Here is a 25,345-nt window from a genome sequence, read left to right as displayed (position 1 = left end):
ACGGGAAGCCCGATGTCTATCGAAGCCGCACTGAAATCTGCGATGGAAACGATACCCGACTGCGTCGCAGCCGGGTATGTCGACATGGAAACAGGGATGTTATTGGGGACCAGTGTCCGCGATCAAGAGGACGCCGAAGTGCTGGACAGTCTTGCGCTTGCAGTGGCGAACCTGTTTCAGGGCGGCGGCGTGGGTGCTTTTGAAGCCTTGCTGCGGAAATCGGGTAATGCTGATACCGAAAATCCGGGATTTGGGGAAATCGCGGTGTTTTCAAAGGATCGGTTGAACATCTTCTTGCGGACGCAGGCCTATCCGGATCATGTGGTCTGCTACATCTGTCGCAACAGCGCGAATGTAGGATTGGCACTGACAAAATCGCATCTCAGTCTGGGGCCCGTCGCGGCCGCAGTTTAGACGGGACCAGAGGGGGTCACGGCATGATGGATACAAACATACTCGATTTGCTCGAGGACATTGGGCGATCATCGGTTGCCCGGCTGGAGCCAGCCGTCGCGCTTGCTGGTGACACTGCGCTTGAGCGTCGCGAAAAGGTGTTGCAGTCCATCCGTGGCACTGTTTTGCCGCGCCGGTTAGAGTTTACAGCTGCCAATGGCGATTGTCTCGCGATCGAGGTCAACAGCTCTCGGGTTACTGATGTCTTTCGTGTCCGATCCGGCGTTGCGCCTGATTTTGAGACCGAAGGACGCGATACGCTGGCGGGTCAATTGGCGCAACTGGTAACCGATATTGCTGCCGCGCCTGCACCGCTTAGCCTGATATCATTGCGGCCGGACGCCACGCTGGAAGCGGACGATGTCGGAATCACTTTTAGCGAAATCGCTAGTGCTTGCACGATGATCGAATTGCCAGCTGAACCCGTCATAGCGGTCGTTCCGGACACTGCCGAACCCGCAATTAATGTGGAACTAACAGACGAAGCCAGCGATTTGGCCAACCAGTTCTATTACGGCAGCCAACGTTTGGCCGTTGGTCGCATCCAGGTCAAAGCCGAAGACGGGGAAGTGGTTCAGACTGACGGCGACTGTAGTAAAGATCAGCCATTTCATGCAGATCAAACTTTGCTGGCGCAGTTCGCGCGTGACCTGTCGGGCTGGGATGATGACGCGGCCGCTGCGCTGGATCATCCTCAACTGATCGTCATGCGTCCGTCCGGCGGTAAAGGTTCTGGTTTGGCCGTCCTGAATGACGGCAAGGAATTCTCCATGGTCGTTCACGAGGCGCGAAAGCTAGGCGCCATTGTGAATCTGTGGACATCTCTGACGGAGCGTTCCGAATGATAGCGCCCGTAATATTCAATTTTTCGACTAATTCAATCTGTGATTGCAAGTACCCAGGGTAACAGTATGAGTGAAAATAACCGTCGTGAGTTAATTCGAATCGCCGAAGACATGAACGGGGTCAGCAACGACGAGACCCGCCAGTTTATTTCGCGCATTGTAGGCGATCTTTCAAATCTGAAACCGTCAATTGCATTTGTCGGGCAGATCAAGGCTGGCAAGTCCCGCCTAATCAACGGGTTTACGGGACAGGCCGAATACCTGCCCTCGGATGTTAATCCGTGGACGACCGTGATCACCGACATGCATTTCGGTCACCCCTCGGGTCGGACCCAAGGGGCCGAATTTCATTTCTTCGATAACCGCCAGTGGCAGGCGCTGATCGCCGAGGGCGAAGAGCTGCGCAACATGTTCCCCGACGACGAGGACAGCTATAAGCGCGAGATGATCGAAGAGCAGGTCGACGCGATGAAAACCCGCGCCCAACTGCGATTAGGCGACAGCTATGAGCAGTTGCTGGGTCAGCATCACGATCTGGAACATCTGAACTCGGACGATCTGGCCCGTTATGTTTGTGCAGGTGACGATCCGACCGACAGCGAAGAATACGACCCCGGTTCAGATCGGGGACTGTACAGTGACATCACGCGCAAGGCCGAGGTCTACTTTGACATTGGCCATTTTCCGTTCCCGCTGACGGTCACGGATACGCCCGGCGTCAACGACCCGCTGCTGATCCGCGAAGAAATCTCGCGCCAATACCTCAAGGAATCCGATTTCTTTGTTGTTGTATTGTCCGCACATCAGGCGCTGTCCCGTGCGGATCTTAAGTTGTTCCGCCTGATGCAGGCGCTGGAACTGGGGCAGATCGTCGTCTTCATCAATCGCGTGGACGAACTGGGCGGCGGCGCTGAAGACGCTGGAAAAGTCCGGACGGACGTGTTGGATGGCCTGGAAAAAGCCCTGGGCAACTCGGACATTGATGTTCTGATGGGCAGCGCCCAATGGGCCCATTATGCCTTGACTGGTGACGATACCGGCGTGAACCACGATCACGTTCTGGCTTGGCTGCGCGCCCACCCCGAGCAGATGAAGCAATATCTGGACGGTGTAGAAGAGATCAAACAGGGCCCCGGCCCAATCAGCCGTGAGGGCGTTTTGCGCTTTGCCGCAATGATCGCCTCTGGTCTACCCGATCTGCGCCGCCACGTTACGCACGCCTTGACCCAAGGGCCCCGTGACGAACAGCTCAAGATGGCCTGGCAGCACCTTAACAGTTTTGCGCAAGGTGAGCTGGAACGGTCTAAGGCCCATCTGCGCGTAATTGACGACGAAAACTCCGCCGACATTACCGACGGCGACGAAAACGACAAAACATTGGCCGAGCTGCGCGCGCTGGTTTCGCAAAAAACCACACAGATCATTGACGATATGGATGATGTGTTGGCCAATCTTCGCGGCGTCATGGATGACACTGTATCCGAAGCCGTCTCCGCCGTTGTCCGCGGACCGAATGGCGATTCCCCTTTGTTGGCCAAGGGCGGTGACACTGAATTGAACTTTTCGCCGCTTCGGGAGCGCATGCGCGAGCTGGTTCAGGGTGCAACACAAGTGGTGCGGCAGCGAATGCTCAGCGAACTTTACGCCGTCGACATGAACAGCAATGCCGCGCTTCGCGCCCTGCCCGGCTGGCAGGACCCGGCCGATAGCCGGATGAACACCAGTGCAGTTCGATGGTTCCGTCCTGATACCACGGCACTTACCCGGGGCATCACCGTGGAATTGCGCGTCAGCTGGTTGTCCCGGCTGATTTCGCGCAAAAGTGTGGTCGCTCGGGCCGAGCGGATGATCGTTCAGGAATTCGAAATGATTGGGGACGATCTGGTAGACACGGCGCGCGCCGATCTGCTTGAGCGTCTGAACACCGTTCTTGACCATTATATGGCATTGTTGGCTGGACATCTTGAACTACGGGTCGGAACCGGCCAAACCAATGTTCGTGCAGAAGCACAGGCAGCATTCGATCAGGCGCAACGTGTCGCAGATGATCTGGATGCGGTATTCGGCGGCAATAGCGCGGACAAGAAATTAGCAGAGGCTGCGGAATGATTGAATTTCCCGGAACCGAACAGGAAGTACGCAAGCTTGAACGCTTCCTGACCGCCACCGAAAACCTGCCGTCAGAGGCCGGTCTGGACAAGATGCGCGAGCGCGCCTTGTTCCATGCCGAACGGCTTTCGAATGCGGTCAATATCGGTTTTGCCGGGGAATTCGGGGCCGGGAAATCCAGCCTCGCAAACATGCTGGCCGGGGCGGACATTCTGCCCACGGGTCCGCAGCATCTGAAGCTGCCATTGGTCATCGTGGCCTATGCGGACGCACCGGAAACCACGGTTGGCTGGTGGGACAAAGAGCCCAAAGTCTATTCCGGCATTGCGCTGGAAAAAGCCGCGGCTGATAACCCTGATTTTATCTCGGTTGGGTTGAATACCCCTGCCCTGCAAGAGATCTCATTATTCGATCTGCCGGGAACCGGCGCACTGGATGACACCTACAAGTCCACTTTGGACCTATTGTCCTATGTCGATTGTGCCATCTGGTGCACGAACGGAACCAATGCCTGGCGTGAGACTGAGCGCCACCTGTGGGCACAAGTTCCGCAAGAGTTGCGCTCGAACAGTTTGCTGGCCGTAACCCACGCGGATCTCCCCCCGGTTCGGGACGCGCTGGACCGTGTTCTGCACCGGTTGGAAAAAGAAAAAGGTAAATTCTTCCGGTCTGTCGTACCAATCGGCACACCGGTCGCCGTCAAGGCTATGGCGCAAGAACCCGAGCCTGATTTTGATCTGTGGGAGATCTGTGGCGGTCAAAATCTGGCCGAACAGGTCCTGCAAGTCGCATCCGAGCGGCGTTTGAAGGACTTGGAAGCTGCCCAAAATGACATCGAGCAGGAGTTTCTTCCGTTTCTGGCCAGCCTGAACATCACAGAAGCCGAACCAGCGCAGGTCGAAGCGCCCTCGATTCACGCCACGTTGGAATCCGCCCTTCCCCCGCTCGAAAACCCGATCCTTGAAGACTGGCTGGCGGCAATTGCTAGCATTTATGACGACTTGCGCGAGACATCGGATATTGAACCCGCCGCGTTCCTGAACAGCTGTCAGGAAATCGTCGAAGATTTTGCAGAGCGTCTGGAGCAAGGCGGCGAAATCGCCACTGAAGCCGACTGGATTCCCGGTGAGTTTGAAAAGGCCACCGATCTTCTTTTGCTGCTGCAATTCGAAAGCGGTGACGCGCCACTGAAGGACGCAATTAGCATCCTCGCCCAGCTCAGCGACAACCTCGCCTGGGCCGGCAGCCGCGTCGATTCCGTTCAGGCAAAAACCGGAACTTGACGCCTACCCGTTTTAATTGAGCCGCAATGCAGCGATTCGAAGCCCTCAGAATCGCGCGTTTATTGTTTCGGATTTAGTGACCAATCCGCAAAAAACAGGCACTCAGTCCGCAAGTATTGCCGCTAGAAAATCAACATTTAGATTTTCGCATGAGAAAGAGCGCGATATATAGATTTTCTTTGCGCTGGGTTCTTAGTGAAGCCATCGGGCGGCCCCAATAAAGTCAAATTTGAAACGTCTAACGTACATGAGTGTCCTGCGGTTGTGTTTGGTTGTGAGTTCGCGGGCTGAAAGCCCAGTTAAGTAAGCCGCAAAACGATTAGAACGGGCGGAAAGAAATGAGCCACAACCAGGCCGTCGGCGCGACGCACGACGAACCGAAAATCGAAGGTCTTCAACCAGGCGCCAAGCTGTTGCGCGGGCAGTACGAGATCCTGCGTTTTATCAGCAATGGCGGATTTGGGATCACCTATCTCGCGCGGGACAGTCTGGAACGCGAAGTTGTGATCAAAGAGTGCTATCCCGGTGCCCTTTGCCATCGTAACGGCGATATGGTTGAGCCGGTCGAGCCGGACTACAAGGACGATCTGCGCGCAATCATCGACTTGTTTATCCTCGAAGCACGCAATCACGCTCGCTTGGTACACCCCAATATCGTCGACGTTCATCAGGTGTTCGAAGACAACGAGACCGCTTATATCGCGATGGATTTTATCCGTGGCTGCGATCTGCTGGATTATGTTGAAGATTCCAAAAACAAAGCTGGCCCGGACTTTATCGTTCAGGTCACTGAAAAAATGCTGTCGGCGGTGTCTTTCATCCACCAAAGCGGCATGCTGCACCGCGATATTTCGCCCGACAACATCCTGATCGACGAAAATGGTGATCCGGTTCTGATCGACTTTGGCGCCGCGCGCGAACAGGCTGCCCACCAGTCCGCCGCGCTGATGACCCTGCGGGTTATCAAGGATGGTTATTCGCCACATGAGTTTTATGTACGCGGCGCGGAACAAGGGCCAAGCAGTGACCTCTATGTTCTTGCGGCGACCCTGTATCACGCCATCAGCGGCGAACGTCCGATCGACGGTCAGACTCGCCTGAACGCATTCAACAACGGTCAGACGGACCCCTACACACCGCTGGCGGGGCGTATCGAAGGCTACCCCGGCGGGTTCCTGGAAGCCATTGACAAGGCGATGGAAGTTCACGCAACGGATCGCCTGCAGACCGCATTAGATTGGCTACGCATGTTCCGCGGCCCCGGCGTGATGTTCGACAGCTTTGACTATCGGCCGGTGTCGGTGATCGTGGCGATGGACCAAAAAGACGAAGAAGAAGAGAAAGCCAGGATCAAGGCTGAAAGCGAAAACGCCGAAGCCGTTGTCACCGCATTGCTTGCCGGAAACACTGACATTGCACTGGGCAATGAGGACAAGAACGACGACGGGCTAGCCACGTTCACATCGAAGGATGAAGTTCCGGTCGCGGTGGATACCGTGGTCAAAAGCGGGTCCAGTGGTGCAGGCAAAATTGTTGCGGGTGTGGCCGTGGTCGCCGCTTTGGCGGCGGGCGGGTTCTTCCTGATGTCCGGAGAGGAAACTCCGGCCGAAGACACCGCATCGACGCAAACGCCCGTAGTAACGGAAACGGTGGAGGAAACCGCCACAGTCGAAACATCCGAGCAGGAACCGGTCGAGCAAGTGACCGCAGCCGAAGTGGAGCCGGCATCAGAACCAACTGAGACCACGCAGGCCGAGGTCGCACCCACTCCAGAGCCTATCGAGCAGGCGCATGAAGATCCGGTTGCCACGGAGCAGGAAGAAGCTGCGGCGACGGAAACGGCTGAAGCCGGGACCGTCGAGCCGACACCGCCTGTTCCGGCGGAACCGGTGAACCTCGCAGAACAGCAGATCGCTTTCTCTCACTGGGACGTAGACATCCCGTTTCAGACATCACGCCGCCGGGCTTCGACCGGCAACGTGATTGCGATAACTGGTGTTGACCAGGATATGGACGCGTCAATTGTGGGTGAGTGGGTCACGCGCGGCGCCACGATCTTCACTCTGAACGGCAAGCCAGTGCAGGCAGATACGACTTTTGCTGCTCAGGTGTTGAACGATCTGAATGTGGACCCGGACGGCTACATCCGCGTTTCTGCCCGCTATCGCACATTGGGTGAAACCCGCCCTCAGAACGGATTGTTGGCACTGCCCGCAATGCACGTGATCGGCTTGGAAAATGGCTACGTTTTCACAATTCTGAACAAAGACGGTGCGGGTTGGACAACCGTTCTAAGCTCGGTTCCGCCGGAGGCGGCAGGCAGCTTGCAGGAAGGGGATGTCCTGGTCTCAGAGACAATTTCTGGCACTGGCATTGATGGCTCGGACAGCCTTGATGTTTTGTTGGCCAAACTCGTTTCCGAAGATCAGCCGCAGGCCCGTTTCAGCGTTTTGCGCAGTGGCGTCGAGACGGATGCTGACATGCCATTAGCGCAGGAGTGATCTGACCGGTTCGTATGTGATCTGCCAGTATGTATTTGCTGAGGGTAGCGCCAAATTCGGCACCCCTGACGGGAACCGGCCCGTCGCGGAAATAGAAAGTGACCTTGTTGTCACAAATATCCGTGCCGTTGTGCAACCGCGCACAGAGGTAAGAAGCAGCCCCATAGGACCGTTGTCCTGTGCCAAGGAATAAAGGTGTCGACACCATGTTCAAATACAAAAGCCCTCTTAGCCGGCTTCTCGAAGGTGCCGGCAAACCGAAAGAGAACGAAGCCGAAGAAGCGGTAGCGCCAGAGGCGGAAAAGGCCGAACCAATCGCCGATTTCAATGCCCTGCGCGAAGCGCTGGCAGGCGGCAATATGTCCTCGGACAGCTACGAAGAAACCGATGAGTTGGTGCCCGAAGAGAAAATGCCGGAATTCTCTGAGGAAGACGTAGCAGATGCAACTGAGGCTGAAGATGATGTCGTCGTCGCTGAAGTTATCGCAGAAGTTCAGAACGTGGCAGACGAAGTATCCGCGCCCGAAGCAGAAACCGTGTTGACGCTGCACTCGGCAGTTGAGGAAGAAGTCGAAGAGGTTGTCGAGCACGAGGTACTTGAAGTCGAGGAACCCGAGCCGGAACAGATCATCGAGGTAATCGCTGACGAACCCGCCGCAGAACCGGTGCCAGAAGCACCGGTCGCCGAAGAACCACTGGCTGAAGTTGCACCGGTTCCGCAGCCTGCGGCTGCCGAAGATCGTCGTGGTCGCGTCAAGACAACCTTCCTGGGTTTCGAACGCGCCGACACGCATGTGCAGGACCTCATCGAGACAGCAGAACCTGCAGCCAAGACAGACAATGCCGAACAGTCTTTCCCGGTTGGTTGGCTGGTCATCACTGGTGGTCCGGGCCGGGGTGCGAGCGTAACACTGACCGAGGGCTTGATGCAGATTGGCCGCAACGACGATCAGGCCATTCAGCTCGACTTTGGAGACACTGGTATTTCCCGCAGCAACCATGCGGTGATTGCTTATGATCCCGAGGACCGCAAATGTTATCTGGGACACGGCGGCAAGGCCAACCTGGTGCGCTTGAACGGCAAGCCGGTTCTCAGCACCGTCCCACTGTCCAGCGGGGATCTGATCCGCATCAGTGAAACATCAGTCCGCTTTGCCGCCTTCTGTGACGATGGCTTTGACTGGCGGGATTCCTAATAGATGCTGGCGACACCGGCATATGATATTGCGTTGATCCTGGACAAGGGCCAGCGTGACACGCAGGAGGACGCGGTTGCTTCGCGCACGTTCGATGCGGCGAATGCAAGCTATGTCGTCGTCGCTGACGGCATGGGCGGGCATGCGGCAGGTGAAGTCGCCTCGGACCTTGTGATCCAGGCCTGGCGTGACGCGTTAGATGCCGAGCTTGAAGGTTCAACGACACCCGAGTCCGCTTTGATCGACGCGTTGCCCCTTGCGGCAATGCAAGCCAATGCGTCCATTGCCGGTTATTCCGAGGAACAAGGTACTGGATTCAACATGGGCTCAACCATGTTAGGCACTTTGTTGTTGGGCCAGCGGCTGTTCTGGATTTCGATCGGCGACAGCCCGCTTTACCTGTTCCGGGACGGAGAGCTGTCGCAGATCAACGAAGATCACTCGATGGCTCCTATGATTGATGCACAATTGGCCGAAGGGACTTTGACCGAGGCCGAAGCCCTGGCGCATCCTGACCGCAACCAACTGACTTCGGTCATCATGGGTGCGGCAATTCCAAAGGTCGATTGCCCGGAAACCCCGCTGGACCTGACACCTTCGGATGTTTTGGTTCTGGGAAGCGACGGCCTCCAATATCTCAGCAACGCTGAAATTCGGTCCATTCTTCAATCCAATGCCAGCGGGCTTGCACAAGACATAGCCGGGGCGCTGCAGGCCGCGCTGAACGCTAAGGGCGACCCAGATCAGGACAACATCTCAATCGGTGTTGTCAAACTTACAAAAAACTAAACAAGGCAAAGCAACAGGACCCATGAGAAACCATCTGATCATATCAAGCCTGGCACTTGCTGCCGCTGCGGGTACCGCCTCGGCACAACAGGCATGCTCAACCTACGAGATTCAACGAGGCGACAGCCTGCGCGAGTTATCCATCGAAGTTTATTCGACCGAAGACTTTCGTATCATTTACGATGCAAACCGGGACTTGATCGGGAACAATCCGAACATCATTCGGGTAGGCGACGTTCTGACCATGCCTTGTTTGGAAGAGATCGGGCGTGCACCAGCCGCGCCGCAGACTGAAGCCGAAGCCATGGCCGCCGAAATGGCCGCCGAGTTGGTCAAGGCAGCCGAGAATCGCGCGGCGAAAGCCATCGCAGAGGCTGAAGCCCGCGTTGCCGAAGCCGAAGCTGAAGCCAAAAAGGCAAGCGAAGATGCAGTGATCGCTGCAAAATCGGCTGCCAAGGATGAGATCGAATCCGCGCGGGCAGAAGCCGCAGCGCTGATCCGTAATGCAGACGCCGGCGAACGCCCGGAGATCCGCGACCGTCAGTTGTTGCTTATCACTGGCGGTAACTATGCGCCTTTCACCGACGAGGCCCTGCCCAATCGTGGGCTCTACACCTACCTTGTCGAGACAGCGATGCTGCGTGCCGCACCCGAGCAGGCTTATAAAATCCAGTTCGTCAATGACTGGTCATCGCATCTGGACCTCCTGATGCCGACACTGGCGTTCGATGCCACCTTCCCATGGTCGCGTCCGAACTGCGAGGCAGCAGAGACTTTGTCGGAAAAGGACCGTACGCGGTGCGAAACGTACGACTTCTCTAACCCGTTCTACGAAGTTGTGGACACGTTCTTTGCCCGCGAAGGATCGGGCTATGAGCAAACACTGACCTATGCTGACTTCGCCGGGACAACAATCTGTCGGCCGGAAGGCTGGTCGTTGTCACACATGGATGAGGTCGGATTGTATGAACCGGCAATCTCGCTTGTGCGTCCGGTTTCACCCGATGACTGCTTTCACGCCGTTATGGACGGGACAGCCGACATCGTCGCAATCGAAGCTCATCTGGCGATCGAAGCAATCGGACGGCTGGGATACGAACACCGTATCGTTGAAAACCCCAACCTGGCGGCGATCAAGTCCCTTAACGTCATGACGCATAAAGATAATCCGGATGGCGAAGCGATCCTGGAGACGCTGAATCAGGGTCTGGCAATCATGCAGCAATCCGGCGAATGGCGCGACATCGTGTCAACCGCCCTACGCCATCAAATGGAAAACGGCTGAAACACTTGAAAGCCCTCTCAATTACTATCTCTGGAGAAAACAACTAATGCCTAAACTACCGCTCCATAACGTTGCGATGACCTCTGCTGCCGTCATCGCGTTAAGCGCCGGAGCCGCCGCCGCCCAGCAAGCCTGTACGAATTATACGGTACAGGATGGTGACACGATGGCCACCATTGCAATTGCTGCTTACGGCACGTCAAACTACCAGCCAATTTTCAACGCAAACCGGAACTCGATTAGCAACCCCAACGATCTGGCACCTGGTCTGGCGCTTGTGCTTCCGTGTGAGGACGGCAGCTTGCCGAACGGCCAAAGTGCACGCGAGATTATTGCTGAGCAGCAAGAACGCTTTGCGAGCTCGACCCAAACAAGTTCGTTCAAAGCCCCAATCAAACTGGTTACGGGCAACGGTTGGGCTCCTTTCGCGGATGAGACCCTGAACGGCGGTGGTTTCATCACTCGATTGGGAACCACGGCTCTGCAGCGGGCGGGCAATGCGCACGAGTATTCGATCAGCTTTGTCGATGACTGGAACTCGCATATCGAAACCCTGCTTCCGCTGGGCGCGTTTGACGTGTCGATGGCGTGGAACATGCCCGATTGCACCAACCGCAGTTACGAATGGTCCTGGGAAACAGAAATCCGCTGTACGCAATTCCACGCGTCAGCACCTGTGTACGACATCGTCTTGGGTTTCTACACACTTCCCCAAAGCGATTACGCCAGTGCGACCAGCTTTGAAGACCTGAAAGGTGCAACCGTCTGCCGTATGGAAGGTTGGTTCATCCACGACCTCGAACAAGAAGGTCTGCAACCAGAAAAAACCATCGATCTGCTGCAACCCGTTACCGCGCGGGAATGCTTGGATGCCGTCCTAACTGGCTCCGCGGATGTCGCGACCTTCGAAGTTCAGCTTTTTGCCGACGCAATGGCTGAAATGGGTCTCAACGAGAACGATCTCGTCGAAAACCCGTATGTCACGACACTTTCAGCCCTGCGGTTCATTACTCACCGGTCCAACCCAATGGGTAAACAATACTTGGCGATGCTGAACAAAGGCCTGAACGAAATGCGGGAGTCTGGCGAATGGTACGCCATCATCTCGGACACACTGAATGAGCACAATGAACGACTAATAGCCTCATCCGGCTAAGGATCCACTTTCCAAATTCCAACCCACGGGAGGAAAAACAATGCACAAACAAAAATTTAACACCAAGGTGATGACGGCGACTGCCGTCCTCACACTCACCGCAGGCGCAGCGGCAGCGCAGGAAGCCTGTTCAAACTACACGGTCTCGGACGGTGACACGATGGCCACCATCGCGATCGCTGCCTACGGAACGTCGAACTATCAGCCCATCTTCAACGCAAACCGTAACATCATCACCAACCCGAACGACCTTGCGCCAGGTCTGGTTCTGGCCCTGCCCTGTGAAGATGGCAGCCTGCCAAACGGTCAATCCGCGCAGGAGCTGATCGCTGCGGAAGAGCAACGTGCAGCAAGCGTCAAGCGTTCGAATGTCTATGCCCCGCCGATCAAAATGGTTGCGGGTAACGGCTGGGAACCCTTTACCAGTGAAGCACTGGGCGGCGGCGGCATCATGACCCGTCTGGCTACGACCAGTCTTCAACGTGCCGGCAACAGCCGCGACTACTCGGTCAGTTTTGTCGATGACTGGAGCTCGCATCTGGACACATTGTTGCCGCTTGGCGCGTTCGATATTTCGATCGCATGGACCGTTCCGGATTGTACGAACCGCACATACGAATGGTCGTCAGAAACCGAAGCGCGTTGTACGCAATTTGTGGCTTCTGTCCCTGTATACGACATCGTAGGCGGCTTCTTCACATTGCCGGAAAGCGACTACGCCAGCGCGACCAAATTCGAGGACTTCGTAGGTTCTACCATTTGCCGCATGTCAGGCTGGAGCATGGTTGTTCTGGAAGAAGTCGGATTGAACCGCGAAAACACAACTGTGGTCCAACCCAACTCGGCCCGCGAATGTCTTGATGCTGTTTTGACCGGCACGGCGGATGTCGCCGCGTTTGAGGTCGATCTGTTCGCTTCGACCATGAACGACATGGGACTGACTTCGTCTGATCTGGTTGAAAACCCATATGTTTCGACCTTGTCCTCGATGAGCTTCCTTGCGCACCGCACCAACCCGTTTGCTCGCGAATATATCGCGATGATGAACAAGGGCCTGAACGAAATGCGTGAGTCGGGCGAATGGTACGCGATTATCTCGGACACCCTTCGCGAACAAAACGAAAAGCTGAACGCAGCATCTAACTGATCATTCGACTTTTAGCACGAATTGGGCCGGTCATTTGACCGGCCCTTTTTCGTTTAAAATAGGCGGTTTAGCTACAGGTTGCACCCAAATTCCCAAAAGTACGGGAATCCCCTAATTTCCAAAACTCGTGGATTAGTTAACGTGAATTCAACTACACCGGTGAGGCTTCGGCCTGACCACTCACTCAAAAAAGGGCCGACTTTGGGGGTCGGCCCTTTTTTCTATTGATCTCATCAATCCGAAAATACCCACGCCGCAAAACGTGGGTACTGTTTATCAGCCGATAATCGCGTTCAGTGTCGCGCTGGGGCGCATTACCGCTGCGGTCTTGGCAGGATCGGTGTGATAATATCCACCAAGATCCGCGGCAGCACCCTGAGCGGTCGCCAGCTCAGACAGGATCTGATCTTCTTTATCCGCCAGCTCTTTTGCAATCGGCGTGAATTCTGCTGCCAATTCAGCATCACCCGATTGCGCGGCAAGAGCCTCAGCCCAATAGCGTGCGAACCAATAGTGGCTGTCACGGTTATCTGGCTGCCCAACTTTACGGCTGGGCGACTTATTGTTGTCCAGGATGCCTTGCGTGGCCGCTTCGGCCGCGGCACCCAGAACACCCGCTTTGGCGTTGCCATTATTGTCGGCTAGGAAGTTCAGCGATTCACCCAAGGCACAGAACTCACCCATCGAGTCCCAGCGCAGGTGGTTTTCCTCAACCAATTGCTGCACGTGTTTCGGAGCGGACCCACCCGCGCCGGTTTCGAACAGACCACCGCCATTCATCAGCTTCACAATCGACAGCATCTTGGCCGATGTTCCCAGTTCCAGGATCGGGAACAGGTCAGTCAGGTAGTCGCGCAACACGTTGCCCGTGATAGCGATGCTGTCCTTACCTGCCGTGATGGTTTCCAAAGACTGGCGGGTCGCCTCGCGCGGAGCCATGATTAGGAACTTGTCGGCTACGCCAGCTGCCTCGAGTGCCGGTTTGACGTATTTGATCAGCTCCGCGTCATGGGCGCGGTTTGCGTCCAGCCAGAAGATCGCTTCGGATCCAGTCAAACGCTGCCGGTCCATGGCCAGCTGGATCCAGTTTTCGATAGGAGCTTTCTTCACAGTGCAGGCACGCCAAATGTCGCCCTTTTCAACGTCATGCGAATGCAGCGTCTCGCCATTGGCCAAAACGATACGGATGGCACCGTCGGCCGGCGCTTGGAACGTTGTTGGGTGCGAACCGTATTCTTCCGCTTTTTGCGCCATCAGCCCGACGTTGGCGACAGCACCGACAGTTGCAGGGTTCAGCGCGCCATTGGCTTTGAAAAACTTGATGCTCTCATCATAAACTGATGCATAGCAACGGTCGGGGATCACACAATTGGTGTCGCCCTTGGCACCGGCCTCGTTCCAGCCTTTTCCGCCCGCCCGGATTATGGCGGGCATCGAGGCGTCGATGATCACGTCTGACGGCACGTGCAGGTTGGTGATGCCTTTGTCACTGTCGACCATATACATGGACGGGCGATCACCTTTGATCGCTTCGATGGCAGCCACTATATCGGCATTGCCCTGAACACGTTCCAGTAAATCGCCCAAGCCGGAATTCGGGTTCACACCTAAAGCGTCGAGTTCAGCACCAAATTTTTCGAATACCGGGGCCAGCCAGGCTTTGACCGCAAAGCCAAAGATGATTGGGTCCGAGACCTTCATCATCGTGGCTTTCATGTGCAGCGAGAACATCGTGCCGTCTTTCTTGGTGTCCTCAATCGCATCTGTCAGGAAGGATGACAGTGCCTTGACGGACATGAAAGTGGCGTCTGCAACTGTGCCCTCAGCCAGAGGCCAGGCGCCTTTCAGGACAGTGACGCTGCCGTCTTTGCCAACAAATTCGATCTTGGCATCACCGGCCTGAGCGGCGGTAATGGTGGCGGACTTCTCGTTGGCATAGAAATCATTGCCAGACATCGACGACACTTTGGTTTTGCTGTCCGACGCCCATTCCCCCATCGAATGCGGGTTCTTCTGAGCATAGTTCTTCACCGCACGCGCCGCGCGACGATCCGAGTTACCTTCGCGCAGCACCGGGTTCACAGCCGAGCCTTTGATAGCGTCGTAACGCGCACGGATCGCCTTTTCTTCATCGGTCGACGGCTCTTCGGGGTAGTTCGGAATGTCATAGCCTTGCGACTGCAACTCTTCGATTGCCGCCACCAACTGCGGGACCGATGCCGAGATGTTGGGAAGTTTGATGACGTTCGCATCCGGAGTTTTCACTAACTCGCCCAGAGCTGCGAGATCATCGGTGATGCGTTGCGCGTCAGTCAGGTTCTCGGGGAACGTTGCCAGAATACGACCCGCCAGTGAAATGTCCTTGGTTCCGACACTGACACCCGCCGCAGAGGCGAATTTGCGAATGATGGGCAGAAACGATGCGCTGGCCAGTTCGGGCGCTTCGTCTACAATGGTATACAATATGTCGAAGTTTGAGTTATCTGCCATATTCTTTTACCTTTTTTAAGCCTTTCGGGGCGTGCGATCCTAGAGTGTGCCACAAACGGGTGGCTAATGATGGGCGTGTTCAACCTACCGCCCAACGGTGACTCTGTGTTGACAAGGTCTCCCTTAAATCACGATTGGCTTGGGATCAATCGTCTAAACGGGGCGCAAATTGCCACGGGTATGAGAATGTGGATAGAGGTTTTAGCTAAAACTACTGAGCACCGGTTGTGAGGGTCATTACTGGCGCTACTTTTTCCGGCAGCCCGTACGCCATGAAGCCGCTTTGTTTTTCAAGTTGACCGAGGTAATCTGCGATTGCGGCGTTCAAATGCTCAACAGAACCGGCGTCCGCCTCGCGCGGAACCGAGATTCCGAATCCTCGCATAACTAGTATCAAAATGTAGCGCCCATTCTCTCCGGTTTCCTCAAGGAAACCTTGGAGTACGGACATGGCGAGGTCCGGCCTGCCAAAGGCAGCAAGCAACGTGTAGCGGTGCAACCACTCTTCATCTTGACCCAAGGCATACCAATTCGAAACTTTGCGAAACCATCGCTTAGGGAAAACCAACTTAGCAAAGTCTCGCTGTACAGCGTAATCTGCATATTCGTTCACAAATTCAATGCCTTTGTCTTCGTCGCCGATTTTCAGATGTATCATGGCTGGCATAAACAACTCGTATTTTTCGCCAGGCTCCAGCCGAGCGAGCGTCGCAGATGCCGTAAGAGCGCTTTCATGATCTCCTGCGACATTCAGATCGTAGAGCAAACGAGCACTATACACCCATGTTTGATCGGGCCAACGCTGTTCGGCTTGTGCAAGAAACTGTTCGACCGCGTCATGTCCATTTACGTCGTAGTGAGCATTGATCAGTACTGTTCCCGCATCCCCATTGCTCGGGTCGAGTTCCAGAACCTTCTCCAACCCATGAATGGCGGCTAGAGTGTTTCCCTGGCCCCTGTCGAACTGAGCTTTGTGAAACAAAGCCTCAGTGCTGCTTGGGGATAGCAACAAAGCTCTTTCATACGCTGCTTCAGCAGATTGGACGTCCGCCGCCGCGTTATAGGCAATAGCACGCCACAAAGTTGAACGTGGGTCGTTCTGAGCGAGAGCCAAAGCACTGGTATAGTCCGAAATTGCCTCTTCGTACCGTTTGCCGCTGTAATACGCCCAACCACGAGATCTCAGCAGTGTGTTCCGGTTTTCTGGGGTAACACCCTCGCCATTTATCAAAGTTGTGCAGGCCGCGATCACATGCGCCGTGCCGCCTTTGTTGCCAAGGCATGACTGGGCCAGCTGCGTGTAATTTGGTCCGGATTTTGATGGTGAATTGAAGGACAGCAACAACGTGGCGATCACAATAACCAGGGCGGCAAGACGAATGTGCATTACACCTCCAATCTGTTCAAAGCACTCACCTTAAAGTGGCAATCCAGAACCTATACTCAAGGAAACGGGTCGCCAAAATTGTGTAATGAAACGGAAAAGACACAAGCGCAATCGCAGAGATTGATTAAACGCCCCAAGTGTCACTCAACCGATACCCACCCGGCCAAGGGTCGTCTGGATCAAGCATGTGCTGATGGGTTCCGGTGATCCATCCGCGCCCGCTGATTTCTGGAATGATAGCGGGTTGGGCACCAACTTGCGTTTCCCGAACAATTCTCCCGGTAAAGCGCGAGCCAATGATCGAGACGGCCTCGAGGGTTTGCCCAACCGTCATCTGCCCTTTGGCCGCCATTAACGCCATGCGCGCAGATACTGCTGTGCCAGTGGGCGAGCGATCCACCTTCCCGGGCTGGATGGCAACGGCAGATTTACCGCGCCAACCAGTCGGCGTCTTTTCAAGCGGGCCACAAAAAGCGCAAAAGGAAATGTGGGTCCAATCTGGGTTCTCGGGATGCGAGAACCCCAGTTGGGCATTGGCGGCATTCGTAATTGTAACGCCGGTCCGGGCGATTTCACGCGCTTCGTCTTGGGTTATATCAAACCCCAGCTTAGCGGCATCTACAACCACGAAACTGTCGCCTCCAAAAGCCGTATCAACAGTCAGCGTGCCCAAACCCGGAACCTCTAACGGGACAGAGAGCTTACCCGCAAAAGTGGGGAGGTTCTGCACGTGGATCCGTTCTGCCTTACCGCCCCGGCATTCAGCGCGCACGCGAACCAGGCCTCCGGGCGCTTCAAACGTCAGAATTGTCTCGGGTTCTTGCATTGCTATGATCCCGCTATCCAGCAATACCGTGGCAACACAGATTGAGTTTGAGCCGGACATGGGCGGAGTGTCCTCGGGCTCCATAATGATAAAGGCGGCGTCAGCATCCGGATGTTTGGGCGGAACCAGTAGATTGACGTGCCGAAACACACCGCCTCGCGGTTCGTTCAGTACGAAATTTCTTAACGTTTGATTGTTGGCGATATGCGTCCGTTGCTCCCAGATCGTGTCACCGGGCGGCGGAGAGACCCCGCCAACGATGACGTCGCCGACCTCGCCTTCGGCATGGGCCGACACAACATGAATGGTCTTAATGCTGCGCATATCCCCTCCTCAAAACCGGGTGGCGGCGTAAGGCGACAATGATATTGGTGGGTCTTGCCCATCGACCAGCGCCCCGACGAGTTCCGCAGTTCCCGCAGATTGGGTCAGGCCCAAATGCCCGTGCCCGAATGCGTAAACGACATCCGCCGATTTACGAGACGGGCCGATCACCGGAATGCTGTCCGGCAAGGATGGGCGGAACCCCATCCATTGCGTGCCACCTTCGGTTTTTAGTCCAGGCAGAAACGCCGCCGCCTTTTCCAACAAAATATCGGCGCGCTTGTAGTTTGGCGGTAAGGTTAACCCGCCCAGTTCGACCGCCCCTCCGACGCGCACGCCACCATTTATTTTGCTGGCAACAAAGCCGTGGCGCGAGAATGTCAGGTGCATACGCAAATCAAATGCGCCTTCCGGCAAGGTGGTATTGTATCCACGCTCGGTTTCCAGTGGGATGCGATCGCCCAATGTTTGCGCGATGTGATGAGACCAGGCACCTGCGGCAATCACCACTTTGGCCGCATCTATTGTTCCGTCCGCGCATGCGACCCGCACACCATTTTCCTGCGGTAACAGGGTTCGGATTTCTTTCCGTTCGAACCGACCGCCTCGACCCTGAAAGATCTCAGCAAGATGTTCGACCCATCGCTTTGGATCAACAGTGTTCAGCCAGTTCGGCGTAAACCCCGCATGGGTGAACCGAGGGCTGAGGCCCGGCTGCATCTCGGCAATTGCGGCCGGGCTTTCAAGCAGTTCAAATTCGATCCCGTGTTCGCGCCGCAAGTCCCATGTCGGCAAACTGGCGCGATATTCAGCCTCGCTTTCATACAACTGCATCTGTCCATCGCGTTGCAGCAAGTGCTCGCCATCGGCGGTAGATATCAGCTGATCAAGCGCAGTTTTGGAGAACGCCATCAAACTGGCTTGCGCACCAAGCAAGTTTTCATAGCGGTCCGGTCGGCTGGCGCGCCAAAACCGGTACATCCACGGTGCAATTTTCAAGGCGTAGGCCGGCGGGATAGACAGTGGGCCCAACGGATCCAACAACCACTTCGGTGCTTTGCGCATGATGCCAGGCGTGGCCAGTGGTTCGACCTCGGAAAAGGCAAACGCCCCTGCATTACCGGCTGATGTTTCAGTCGCGATGCCCTTGCGGTCCAGGACAAGCACGGAATGGCCCCGTCGTTGCAGTTCGAGCGCTGTCGTAATCCCAATTACTCCGGCGCCGATGACAACGACTTGTGAGGTCATGTTTCGATCCCGGCTCTGAAAGGATCGTTTTCGTTGAACAACAACGTCGCGTCGGCCATGACGAATGCCTGCCCGGTGATCGAGGGGATAATACCCCCGTTTGGCCCAGGCTGGTAGGACAGCCGATAGGAACTGCCAATCACGCTTTGCTGGATGATCTCCTGACTCGGCGCTAAGCGCCCGTCCGCCGCCAGACAGGCCAGTCGGGCCGAGCTGCCCGTTCCGCACGGTGAGCGGTCATAATTGTCATCGGGGCACAGAACGAAATTGCGACTGTAAACTGACGGATCTGGTGAATCATCTTGAAAGATAACGTGGTCAATTGGTTCGCCTTTTTCGCCGCCAACCCCGCGCGTGATCGAAGCCTCTCGGATGGCGACCGTCATATCCGTCAGTTGGCGAATATTGGCAGGCTCGACCGGGATCGGGCTGGGATCAACGATGAAGAACCAGTTGCCGCCATATGCAACGTCGCCTGTGACATGGCCATAGCCCGCGACATCCAGTGTAACGGCCTGATGAATTCTGCGGCTTTCAATGTTGATCACGGTTGCGGTGTTTGCATCGTGCAACTTGACCGTCACCACCCCGGCAGGCGTTTCGATCCGGTGTTGGCCCACGTCGATTCGTCCCAGATGAGCCAATGTGACCGCCAGACCGATGGTTCCGTGCCCACACATGCCCAAAACGGCATCGACATCGAAATAGATCACACCAGTCACGCATGTCGGATCAACCGGCTCGACCAGTAACGCAGCGACCATGGCTGGCTGGCCGCGCGGCTCTAACATGACAGAGCGATAGAACGCCTCATGCTCTGTCGCCAGCCGCTGTGCTCGTTCCGCCAACGGCCCAGAACCTAGATCGGGCGCGCCATCCAGTATGACACGCGTCGGTTCGCCGCCTGTGTGACTGTCGATCACGTGCATTCAGCGATCACTCCACCCTGTTTCGACCAATCGGCATACCAAATCTGGAACAGATCATATTGCTGTTCGCAATAGTTACGTTGTGCATCCGTCAACTCATCCGTTTCGTTAAAGTGCAATCGGTATTCCTGTTCCCCGTTCAGGACCAACAAGTGCTTGTAATACAGCACCAGATCCGGGCCTTCGTCAAAGCTGGAAAGTACTTGAATCGCCTCGGTCAGTTCCAGTGCGCGCTTGCGGGCCTCAGCATGGCCTTGCGCCGCTTTTTTGGACAAAGCAGCCAGCAACAGCGCTTCGCGCGGCAATGCTGTGCCAATCCCGGTGATCGACCCGGTTGCGCCGCAGTTTACGAAACCGTGGAAGACCTCGGTATCAACACCCACCATCAGGGTTACCTGATCGTCCTGACTGGTAATGTTCTCGGCCGCATATCGCAGGTCGTCTTTGCCGCCGAATTCCTTGAAGCCAATCAGATTTGAATGTTCTGTGCGCAGAGCAAAGAACAGGTCAGCCCGCGTAGCAAAGCCATAATACGGGCTGTTGTAGATGATCGCCGGAACATCGGGGGCGGCTGACAAAATCGCTTTGAAGTGGTTCCTCTGCGCGGCAGGTGAACTGCCGCGAGACAGAACGCGTGGAATGACCATCAGGCCAACGGCGCCTACCTTTTGTGCATGGGCTGCATGGGCCACGGCGGATTTGGTGTTGATGGCTCCGGTCCCGACCACAACGGGCAAACCCGCGTCGACCAAACGCTCGACACCTTCCATCCGCTGTGCATCGGTCAACAAGGGCCAATCCCCCATCGAGCCGCAGTAGACCACCGCGGACATACCCGCGTCGATCATCTGCTTTCCTTTGTGCACCAACGCATCAAAGTCAGGCGTCCGGTCGGGTTTGCATGGTGTCATCAGAGCGGGCATCGTGCCGGTGAACACATTGGTCGACATTGGTAAATTCCTCGATGGCTGGGCGGTTACACACACTTTTAGAATCGCCATAACGGATATTGGATACAAAATCCAGAAAAATTGAAAACGCGCCGGATCGATGATCGGGCGCGCTCAAATTACAAAATGGATTTTTCAGCGAAGGCGGTGACCTGTTTCGGGATCGAACAGCATCGCGCGTTCCGGTCGCACTGACAGCCCGATGCGTTCACCCTGTTTGCTGCGCTGATCTTCTCGTTCCTCGACAATCAGCTTATCGCCATTGGGCGTCAGCAGATACGTATAGCTGACACCGCCAAGCGCTTCGGTCAGATCAACCGTGCAAGTATCGCCTGCCCGATCCACTGCGATGTGTTCCGGACGTATGCCAAGGGTCACTTTACTCATCCCTGCCGGTACGTTTACAGGCACATCCAGCGGCTCGCTGAGAGCCGGGTGCGAAACCTTTCCATCGACGATGTCGCAATCAAGGAAATTCATGGCTGGTGACCCGATAAACCCCGCTACAAACCGATTGTCTGGGTCCCGATACAAATCCATCGGCGCGCCGACCTGTTCGATCCGGCCATCACGCAGCACAACGATCTTGTCGGCCATAGTCATCGCCTCGACCTGATCGTGAGTTACATAAATCATGGTCGCGCCAATTTCATTGTGCAGCCGCGCAATTTCAACCCGCATTTCGACCCGCAATTCAGCATCAAGGTTGGACAAGGGCTCGTCGAACAAAAACACTTCGGGCCCCCGCACGATGGCACGCCCGATGGCGACCCGCTGGCGTTGACCGCCAGACAGGGCTTTGGGTTTGCGCTTAAGGTATTGATCCAACTTGAGGATGTTCGAAGCGTCTTGCACTTTCTTGTTGATCTCGGACTTTTCCACGCCATTCATGCGCAAGCCAAAACCCATATTCTCAGCCACAGTCATGTGTGGATAAAGGGCGTAGGTCTGGAACACCATGGCCACGCCACGCTTGGCCGGATCCATATGGGTCACTTCGCGGGCACCTATATGGATTTGCCCTTCGGTTGTTTCCTCAAGGCCCGCGATCATCCGCAGCAAAGTGGATTTACCACAGCCCGACGGGCCAACGAAGACACAGAACTCTCCATCTTCGATTTCCAGATCAATGCCGTGAATAACCTGCGTCTCGCCATACCGCTTGATCGCCTGGTTCAGAGTCACACCTGTCATGTTGCTTGCATCCTGTCTGTGTCGGCGCTTGGGCGGGTCTCGGGGAACCGCCAGGCCTGTGCTTCGGCTCCGATTTGTTCGGCCACACGGCGAACACGGGGAACCCAGGTTTCCAATTGGTCGAAATTCATCCGTTCGGTCGATCCGGTCACGGAAATCGCCCCCAACATCCGCCCGCCCGAGGTGAGGATAGGACAGGCAATGCAGATGATGCCGGGCTCATGCTCTTCGTCATCGACGGCATAGCCACGGTTGCGGATCAGGTCGAGATCGGCACGCAACGCCGCCTCCGAGGTCAGTGTCTTGTCGGTAAAGCGGTGGTAGCTTTGCTGAGACACGGCGCGGTCCAGCGCGGCCTCATCCAAAAACGCCATCATGGCCTTACCGACGCCAGTGCAATAGGCCGGGCCGACCTTGCCAGCCTGCGAATACATCTCAATCGGCTGGGCCGCATTGCGTTTATCCACGTACAGCACCTGATTTGAATCAAGCTGTGCCAAATGCACCGTTTCCCCGGTTTCCCGGCTCAATGCATCCAGAAAAGGTCGCGCAATTGGCGCGAGCGAGCTTTGTGTCCACGCTGCATGAGCCAGCCGAACCAATCGCAAACCAGGCGTATATGTCTGTCGGTCCGGATCATACGACAGCATTCCCTGATTGGTCAGCGTTTGCAGGAACCGATACAGGGTCGCCTTGGGGAAATTGCTGCTTTCCAACAGCTCTGCGAATCGAACCGGGCGCGCGAATGCAGCCACCTGATCCAGCACATCACATGCTTTTCCTATTGTTCCGTCACCAGCCACGGATGCCTGTTCTCCTCCAATTAACCCATCGCAATCGGCACGAGGGTCTTGACAAGACTAACCGAGTTGATGTGTAGTTTTCAATATATAAAACACAGTTTCACTATTTGGAACTGAAAAAGTATAAAATGGAAGCTAAGGGAGGAAACCATGCATTCCATGTACAAGCGCACTGCCGCCGCTTTGGCAGCCAGTGTCGCACTTGCCGCACCTGTCGCCGCCGAACTGACCGGCGAGCTGCGAATCTTTCTCGATACCTCCAACCCGGCGCCACGCGCGACGATGGAGGCAATGATCGACCGTTTTGCGGAACAGCATCCGGGACTGGAGATCGAAACCACAGTAATCGACCGCGAGGCGTACAAGACCCAGATCCGCAACTTCCTGACTGCGGATACGCCGGACGTGGCGACGTGGTATGCGGCGAACCGCATGAAGCCCTACGTCGAGGCGGGCCTGTTCGAAGATGTATCGGATTTATGGGCCGAACCTGAAATCGCCGAAAATCTGGCATCGACCAAAGGTGCGATGACCATCGACGGCAAGCAGTGGGGTGTACCCTACACCTACTATCAGTGGGGTGTTTACTATCGCAAAGACATCTTTGACGAGCTGGGCCTGACCGAGCCAACGACTTGGGAAGAAGAGCTGGCGAACTGCCAGAAGATCGTCGATTCCGGTCGCGCCTGCTATACGATCGGCACCAAGTTCCTATGGACCGCTGGCGGCTGGTTCGACTACCTGAACATGCGCACCAACGGGTTTGACTTCCACAACCAGCTTGCCAATGGCGAAATCAGCTGGGAAGACGACCGGGTCAAGCAGACGTTCGCTAACTGGAAACAGCTGATCGACATGGGCGCGTTCGTCGACAACCATCAGACGTACAGCTGGCAAGAGGCCCTGCCCTTCATGGTGAACGGCGAAGCCGCCGCGTACCTGATGGGTAACTTTGCTGTTGCTCCGCTGCGCGAAGCGGGACTGACCGACGACCAATTGGACTTCTATCAGTTCGTTTCTATCAACCCGGATGTCGAACTGGCGGAAGATGCGCCAACTGATACGTTCCACATCCCGGCCAACGCATCGAATAAAGAAGCCGCGCGTGAGTTCCTGCGCTTTGCCGTTTCCGCGGATGAGCAAACTCAGATCAACAACGGCGCAAACCTGGGTCAGCTGCCTGTGAACGCCCAATCGTCTGTTGATGAAGACAAGTTCCTGCAGCAAGGCTTTGAGATGCTGTCGGCCAACAGCCCCGGTGGCGTCGCCCAGTTCTGGGATCGTGACGCGCCCGCGGAAATGGCGAAGGTGTCGATGGAAGGGTTCCAGGAGTTCATGGTCAAGCCGGACAATGCTGACCGTATCCTGTCCAAACTGGAACGCGCACGTCAGCGTATCTACGAAAACTAAACCGGTCGGGCCGGGCCTTTGCCCGGCCTGCACCACTTCGTGCGTAAGGCGGGTGCATACCCGGCTTACTCCTTTGATCCAAAACCGAGTGAGCGCATGTCAGCCGTCGATGTCCCTGAACAAGAAAGCTGGTTCCACAGAAATCAACAGCGCATAGCGCCCTGGCTATTTTTGGCCCCGGGTCTGCTGTTCTTCATGGTCTATGTGATCATTCCAGTGTTCCAATCGTTCAACTTGTCCTTGTACGAATGGGATGGGCTTGGCGCTGCGGAATATGTGGGTTTTCGCAACTACGAAGACCTGTATTGGGAATTGGCCGACCGCGACGCGTTTTACATATCGCTGAAGAACAACCTGATCTGGTTGATCATGTACCTGCTGGCAATCCCAGCTGGTCTGTTCATTGCTCTGTTCCTGAATCAAACCGTCTGGGGCATTCGGCTCTATAAGTCACTGTTTTTCTTCCCCTTTGTCATCTCTCAGGTCGTCGTCGGACTCGTTTTCACGTGGTTCTATGATCCGACTTTCGGCCTGTTGAACGAATTCCTGGGATTCTTCGGCTTCGGCCCGCTGAATGTTCTGGGGGATGAGCGTTTCGTCACCTACGGCATCATCTTTGCCGGTCTCTGGCCGCAAACAGCTTATTGCATGATCCTGTATCTCACTGGCCTGAACGCTGTGGATCCTGAACAGATCGAGGCCGGACGTCTGGACGGTGCAAAAGGCGGGCGGATGCTGTGGCACATCATCCTGCCTCAACTACGCCCAGCCACCTTCATTGCTTTCGTTGTCACCATCATCGGCGCGCTTCGGTCATTCGACTTGATCTCGATCATGACCCAGGGTGGCCCGTTCGGTTCGTCCCGTGTGCTTGCCTATTACATGTTCGAAGTCGCGCTGTCAGAATACGGCTTCCGCATGGGATATGGCGCCGCCATCGCGGTGATCCTGTTCCTGATCATGCTGTGCTTCATCGCCTATTTCCTGTGGTCGATGTACCGCGAAGAAAGGGGGCATTAA

The 25,345-nt window shown here is 55.8% G+C and carries 20 protein-coding genes; 12 read left to right on the top strand and 8 right to left on the bottom strand.

From position 1 onward, the window contains the following. The first annotated feature begins 12 nt into the window (after nucleotides 1-12). The 10 genes from AC2FID_RS08160 to AC2FID_RS08115 all read left to right on the top strand — a co-directional run bounded on the left by AC2FID_RS08160 (nucleotide 13) and on the right by AC2FID_RS08115 (nucleotide 12,764). Nucleotides 13-414, top strand: coding sequence for a hypothetical protein (locus AC2FID_RS08160; RefSeq protein WP_109311066.1), 402 nt, complete (start codon nucleotides 13-15; stop codon nucleotides 412-414). 23 nt (nucleotides 415-437) lie between these two features. Beyond that, on the top strand, nucleotides 438-1,298 hold the full coding sequence (locus tag AC2FID_RS08155; RefSeq protein WP_496836281.1) for a hypothetical protein: 861 nt from the start codon (nucleotides 438-440) through the stop codon (nucleotides 1,296-1,298). Between the two features lie 66 nt (nucleotides 1,299-1,364). Beyond that, nucleotides 1,365-3,407: a dynamin family protein gene (locus AC2FID_RS08150; RefSeq protein WP_282169548.1), complete on the top strand. Its 2,043-nt coding sequence runs from the start codon at nucleotides 1,365-1,367 to the stop codon at nucleotides 3,405-3,407. Then, nucleotides 3,404-4,690: a dynamin family protein gene (locus tag AC2FID_RS08145; protein WP_496836279.1), complete on the top strand. Its 1,287-nt coding sequence runs from the start codon at nucleotides 3,404-3,406 to the stop codon at nucleotides 4,688-4,690. The genes AC2FID_RS08150 and AC2FID_RS08145 overlap by 4 nt, the downstream gene beginning before the upstream one ends. Nucleotides 4,691-5,028: 338 nt before the next feature. Further along, nucleotides 5,029-7,191: a serine/threonine protein kinase gene (locus AC2FID_RS08140; RefSeq protein ID WP_496836277.1), complete on the top strand. Its 2,163-nt coding sequence runs from the start codon at nucleotides 5,029-5,031 to the stop codon at nucleotides 7,189-7,191. A 206-nt stretch (nucleotides 7,192-7,397) separates the two neighbouring features. Continuing rightward, nucleotides 7,398-8,387, top strand: coding sequence for an FHA domain-containing protein (locus AC2FID_RS08135; RefSeq protein WP_496755894.1), 990 nt, complete (start codon nucleotides 7,398-7,400; stop codon nucleotides 8,385-8,387). A gap of 3 nt (nucleotides 8,388-8,390) precedes the next feature. Beyond that, the gene (locus AC2FID_RS08130; protein ID WP_496836275.1) at nucleotides 8,391-9,176 is read left to right on the top strand and encodes a PP2C family protein-serine/threonine phosphatase; all 786 of its coding nucleotides are present in this window, start codon (nucleotides 8,391-8,393) and stop codon (nucleotides 9,174-9,176) included. 22 nt (nucleotides 9,177-9,198) lie between these two features. After that, entirely contained in the window at nucleotides 9,199-10,461 is a 1,263-nt protein-coding gene (locus tag AC2FID_RS08125; RefSeq protein ID WP_496836273.1) for a substrate-binding periplasmic protein, read from the top strand. 46 nt (nucleotides 10,462-10,507) lie between these two features. Beyond that, entirely contained in the window at nucleotides 10,508-11,617 is a 1,110-nt protein-coding gene (locus AC2FID_RS08120; protein WP_170559914.1) for a transporter substrate-binding domain-containing protein, read from the top strand. A 40-nt stretch (nucleotides 11,618-11,657) separates the two neighbouring features. Continuing rightward, nucleotides 11,658-12,764: a peptidoglycan-binding protein LysM gene (locus AC2FID_RS08115; protein WP_496697930.1), complete on the top strand. Its 1,107-nt coding sequence runs from the start codon at nucleotides 11,658-11,660 to the stop codon at nucleotides 12,762-12,764. A 276-nt stretch (nucleotides 12,765-13,040) separates the two neighbouring features. Here the strand turns inward: AC2FID_RS08115 and AC2FID_RS08110 are convergent, their stop codons facing one another. The 8 genes from AC2FID_RS08110 to AC2FID_RS08075 form a co-directional block, all read right to left on the bottom strand. Further along, nucleotides 13,041-15,254: an NADP-dependent isocitrate dehydrogenase gene (locus AC2FID_RS08110; protein WP_496836270.1), complete on the bottom strand. Its 2,214-nt coding sequence runs from the start codon at nucleotides 15,252-15,254 to the stop codon at nucleotides 13,041-13,043. Nucleotides 15,255-15,465: 211 nt separating this feature from the next. Then, nucleotides 15,466-16,641, bottom strand: coding sequence for a tetratricopeptide repeat protein (locus tag AC2FID_RS08105; protein ID WP_496836269.1), 1,176 nt, complete (start codon nucleotides 16,639-16,641; stop codon nucleotides 15,466-15,468). Nucleotides 16,642-16,765: 124 nt separating this feature from the next. Continuing rightward, nucleotides 16,766-17,791 (bottom strand): trans-3-hydroxy-L-proline dehydratase, encoded by a 1,026-nt coding sequence (locus AC2FID_RS08100; RefSeq protein WP_496836267.1) that lies wholly within the window; start codon nucleotides 17,789-17,791, stop codon nucleotides 16,766-16,768. A gap of 9 nt (nucleotides 17,792-17,800) precedes the next feature. Beyond that, nucleotides 17,801-19,039: an NAD(P)/FAD-dependent oxidoreductase gene (locus tag AC2FID_RS08095; RefSeq protein ID WP_496836265.1), complete on the bottom strand. Its 1,239-nt coding sequence runs from the start codon at nucleotides 19,037-19,039 to the stop codon at nucleotides 17,801-17,803. Continuing rightward, nucleotides 19,036-19,968, bottom strand: a complete 933-nt coding sequence (locus AC2FID_RS08090) for a 4-hydroxyproline epimerase (RefSeq protein ID WP_496836263.1) — start codon at nucleotides 19,966-19,968, stop codon at nucleotides 19,036-19,038. The genes AC2FID_RS08095 and AC2FID_RS08090 overlap by 4 nt, the downstream gene beginning before the upstream one ends. Then, nucleotides 19,959-20,918, bottom strand: a complete 960-nt coding sequence (locus tag AC2FID_RS08085) for a dihydrodipicolinate synthase family protein (RefSeq protein WP_282119363.1) — start codon at nucleotides 20,916-20,918, stop codon at nucleotides 19,959-19,961. The genes AC2FID_RS08090 and AC2FID_RS08085 overlap by 10 nt, the downstream gene beginning before the upstream one ends. A gap of 135 nt (nucleotides 20,919-21,053) precedes the next feature. Beyond that, nucleotides 21,054-22,112, bottom strand: coding sequence for an ABC transporter ATP-binding protein (locus AC2FID_RS08080; protein WP_496697943.1), 1,059 nt, complete (start codon nucleotides 22,110-22,112; stop codon nucleotides 21,054-21,056). After that, nucleotides 22,109-22,915, bottom strand: a complete 807-nt coding sequence (locus AC2FID_RS08075; protein WP_496697944.1) for an IclR family transcriptional regulator — start codon at nucleotides 22,913-22,915, stop codon at nucleotides 22,109-22,111. Before AC2FID_RS08075 ends, AC2FID_RS08080 begins: the two co-directional genes overlap by 4 nt. 150 nt (nucleotides 22,916-23,065) lie before the next feature. On the opposite strand from AC2FID_RS08075, the gene AC2FID_RS08070 reads away from it, so the two are divergent. Together AC2FID_RS08070 and AC2FID_RS08065 are read left to right on the top strand one after the other, a co-directional pair. Beyond that, a complete protein-coding gene (locus tag AC2FID_RS08070) occupies nucleotides 23,066-24,325 on the top strand; it encodes an ABC transporter substrate-binding protein (protein ID WP_058271992.1) in 1,260 nt (419 codons plus the stop codon). A 96-nt stretch (nucleotides 24,326-24,421) separates the two neighbouring features. Beyond that, nucleotides 24,422-25,345, top strand: a complete 924-nt coding sequence (locus AC2FID_RS08065; RefSeq protein WP_058271993.1) for a carbohydrate ABC transporter permease — start codon at nucleotides 24,422-24,424, stop codon at nucleotides 25,343-25,345.

Source organism: Ruegeria sp. CDSC068, assembly GCF_059610545.1.
The sequence above is the reverse complement of the archived record's forward strand: the minus strand, read 5'-3'. Positions and strand labels throughout refer to the sequence as shown.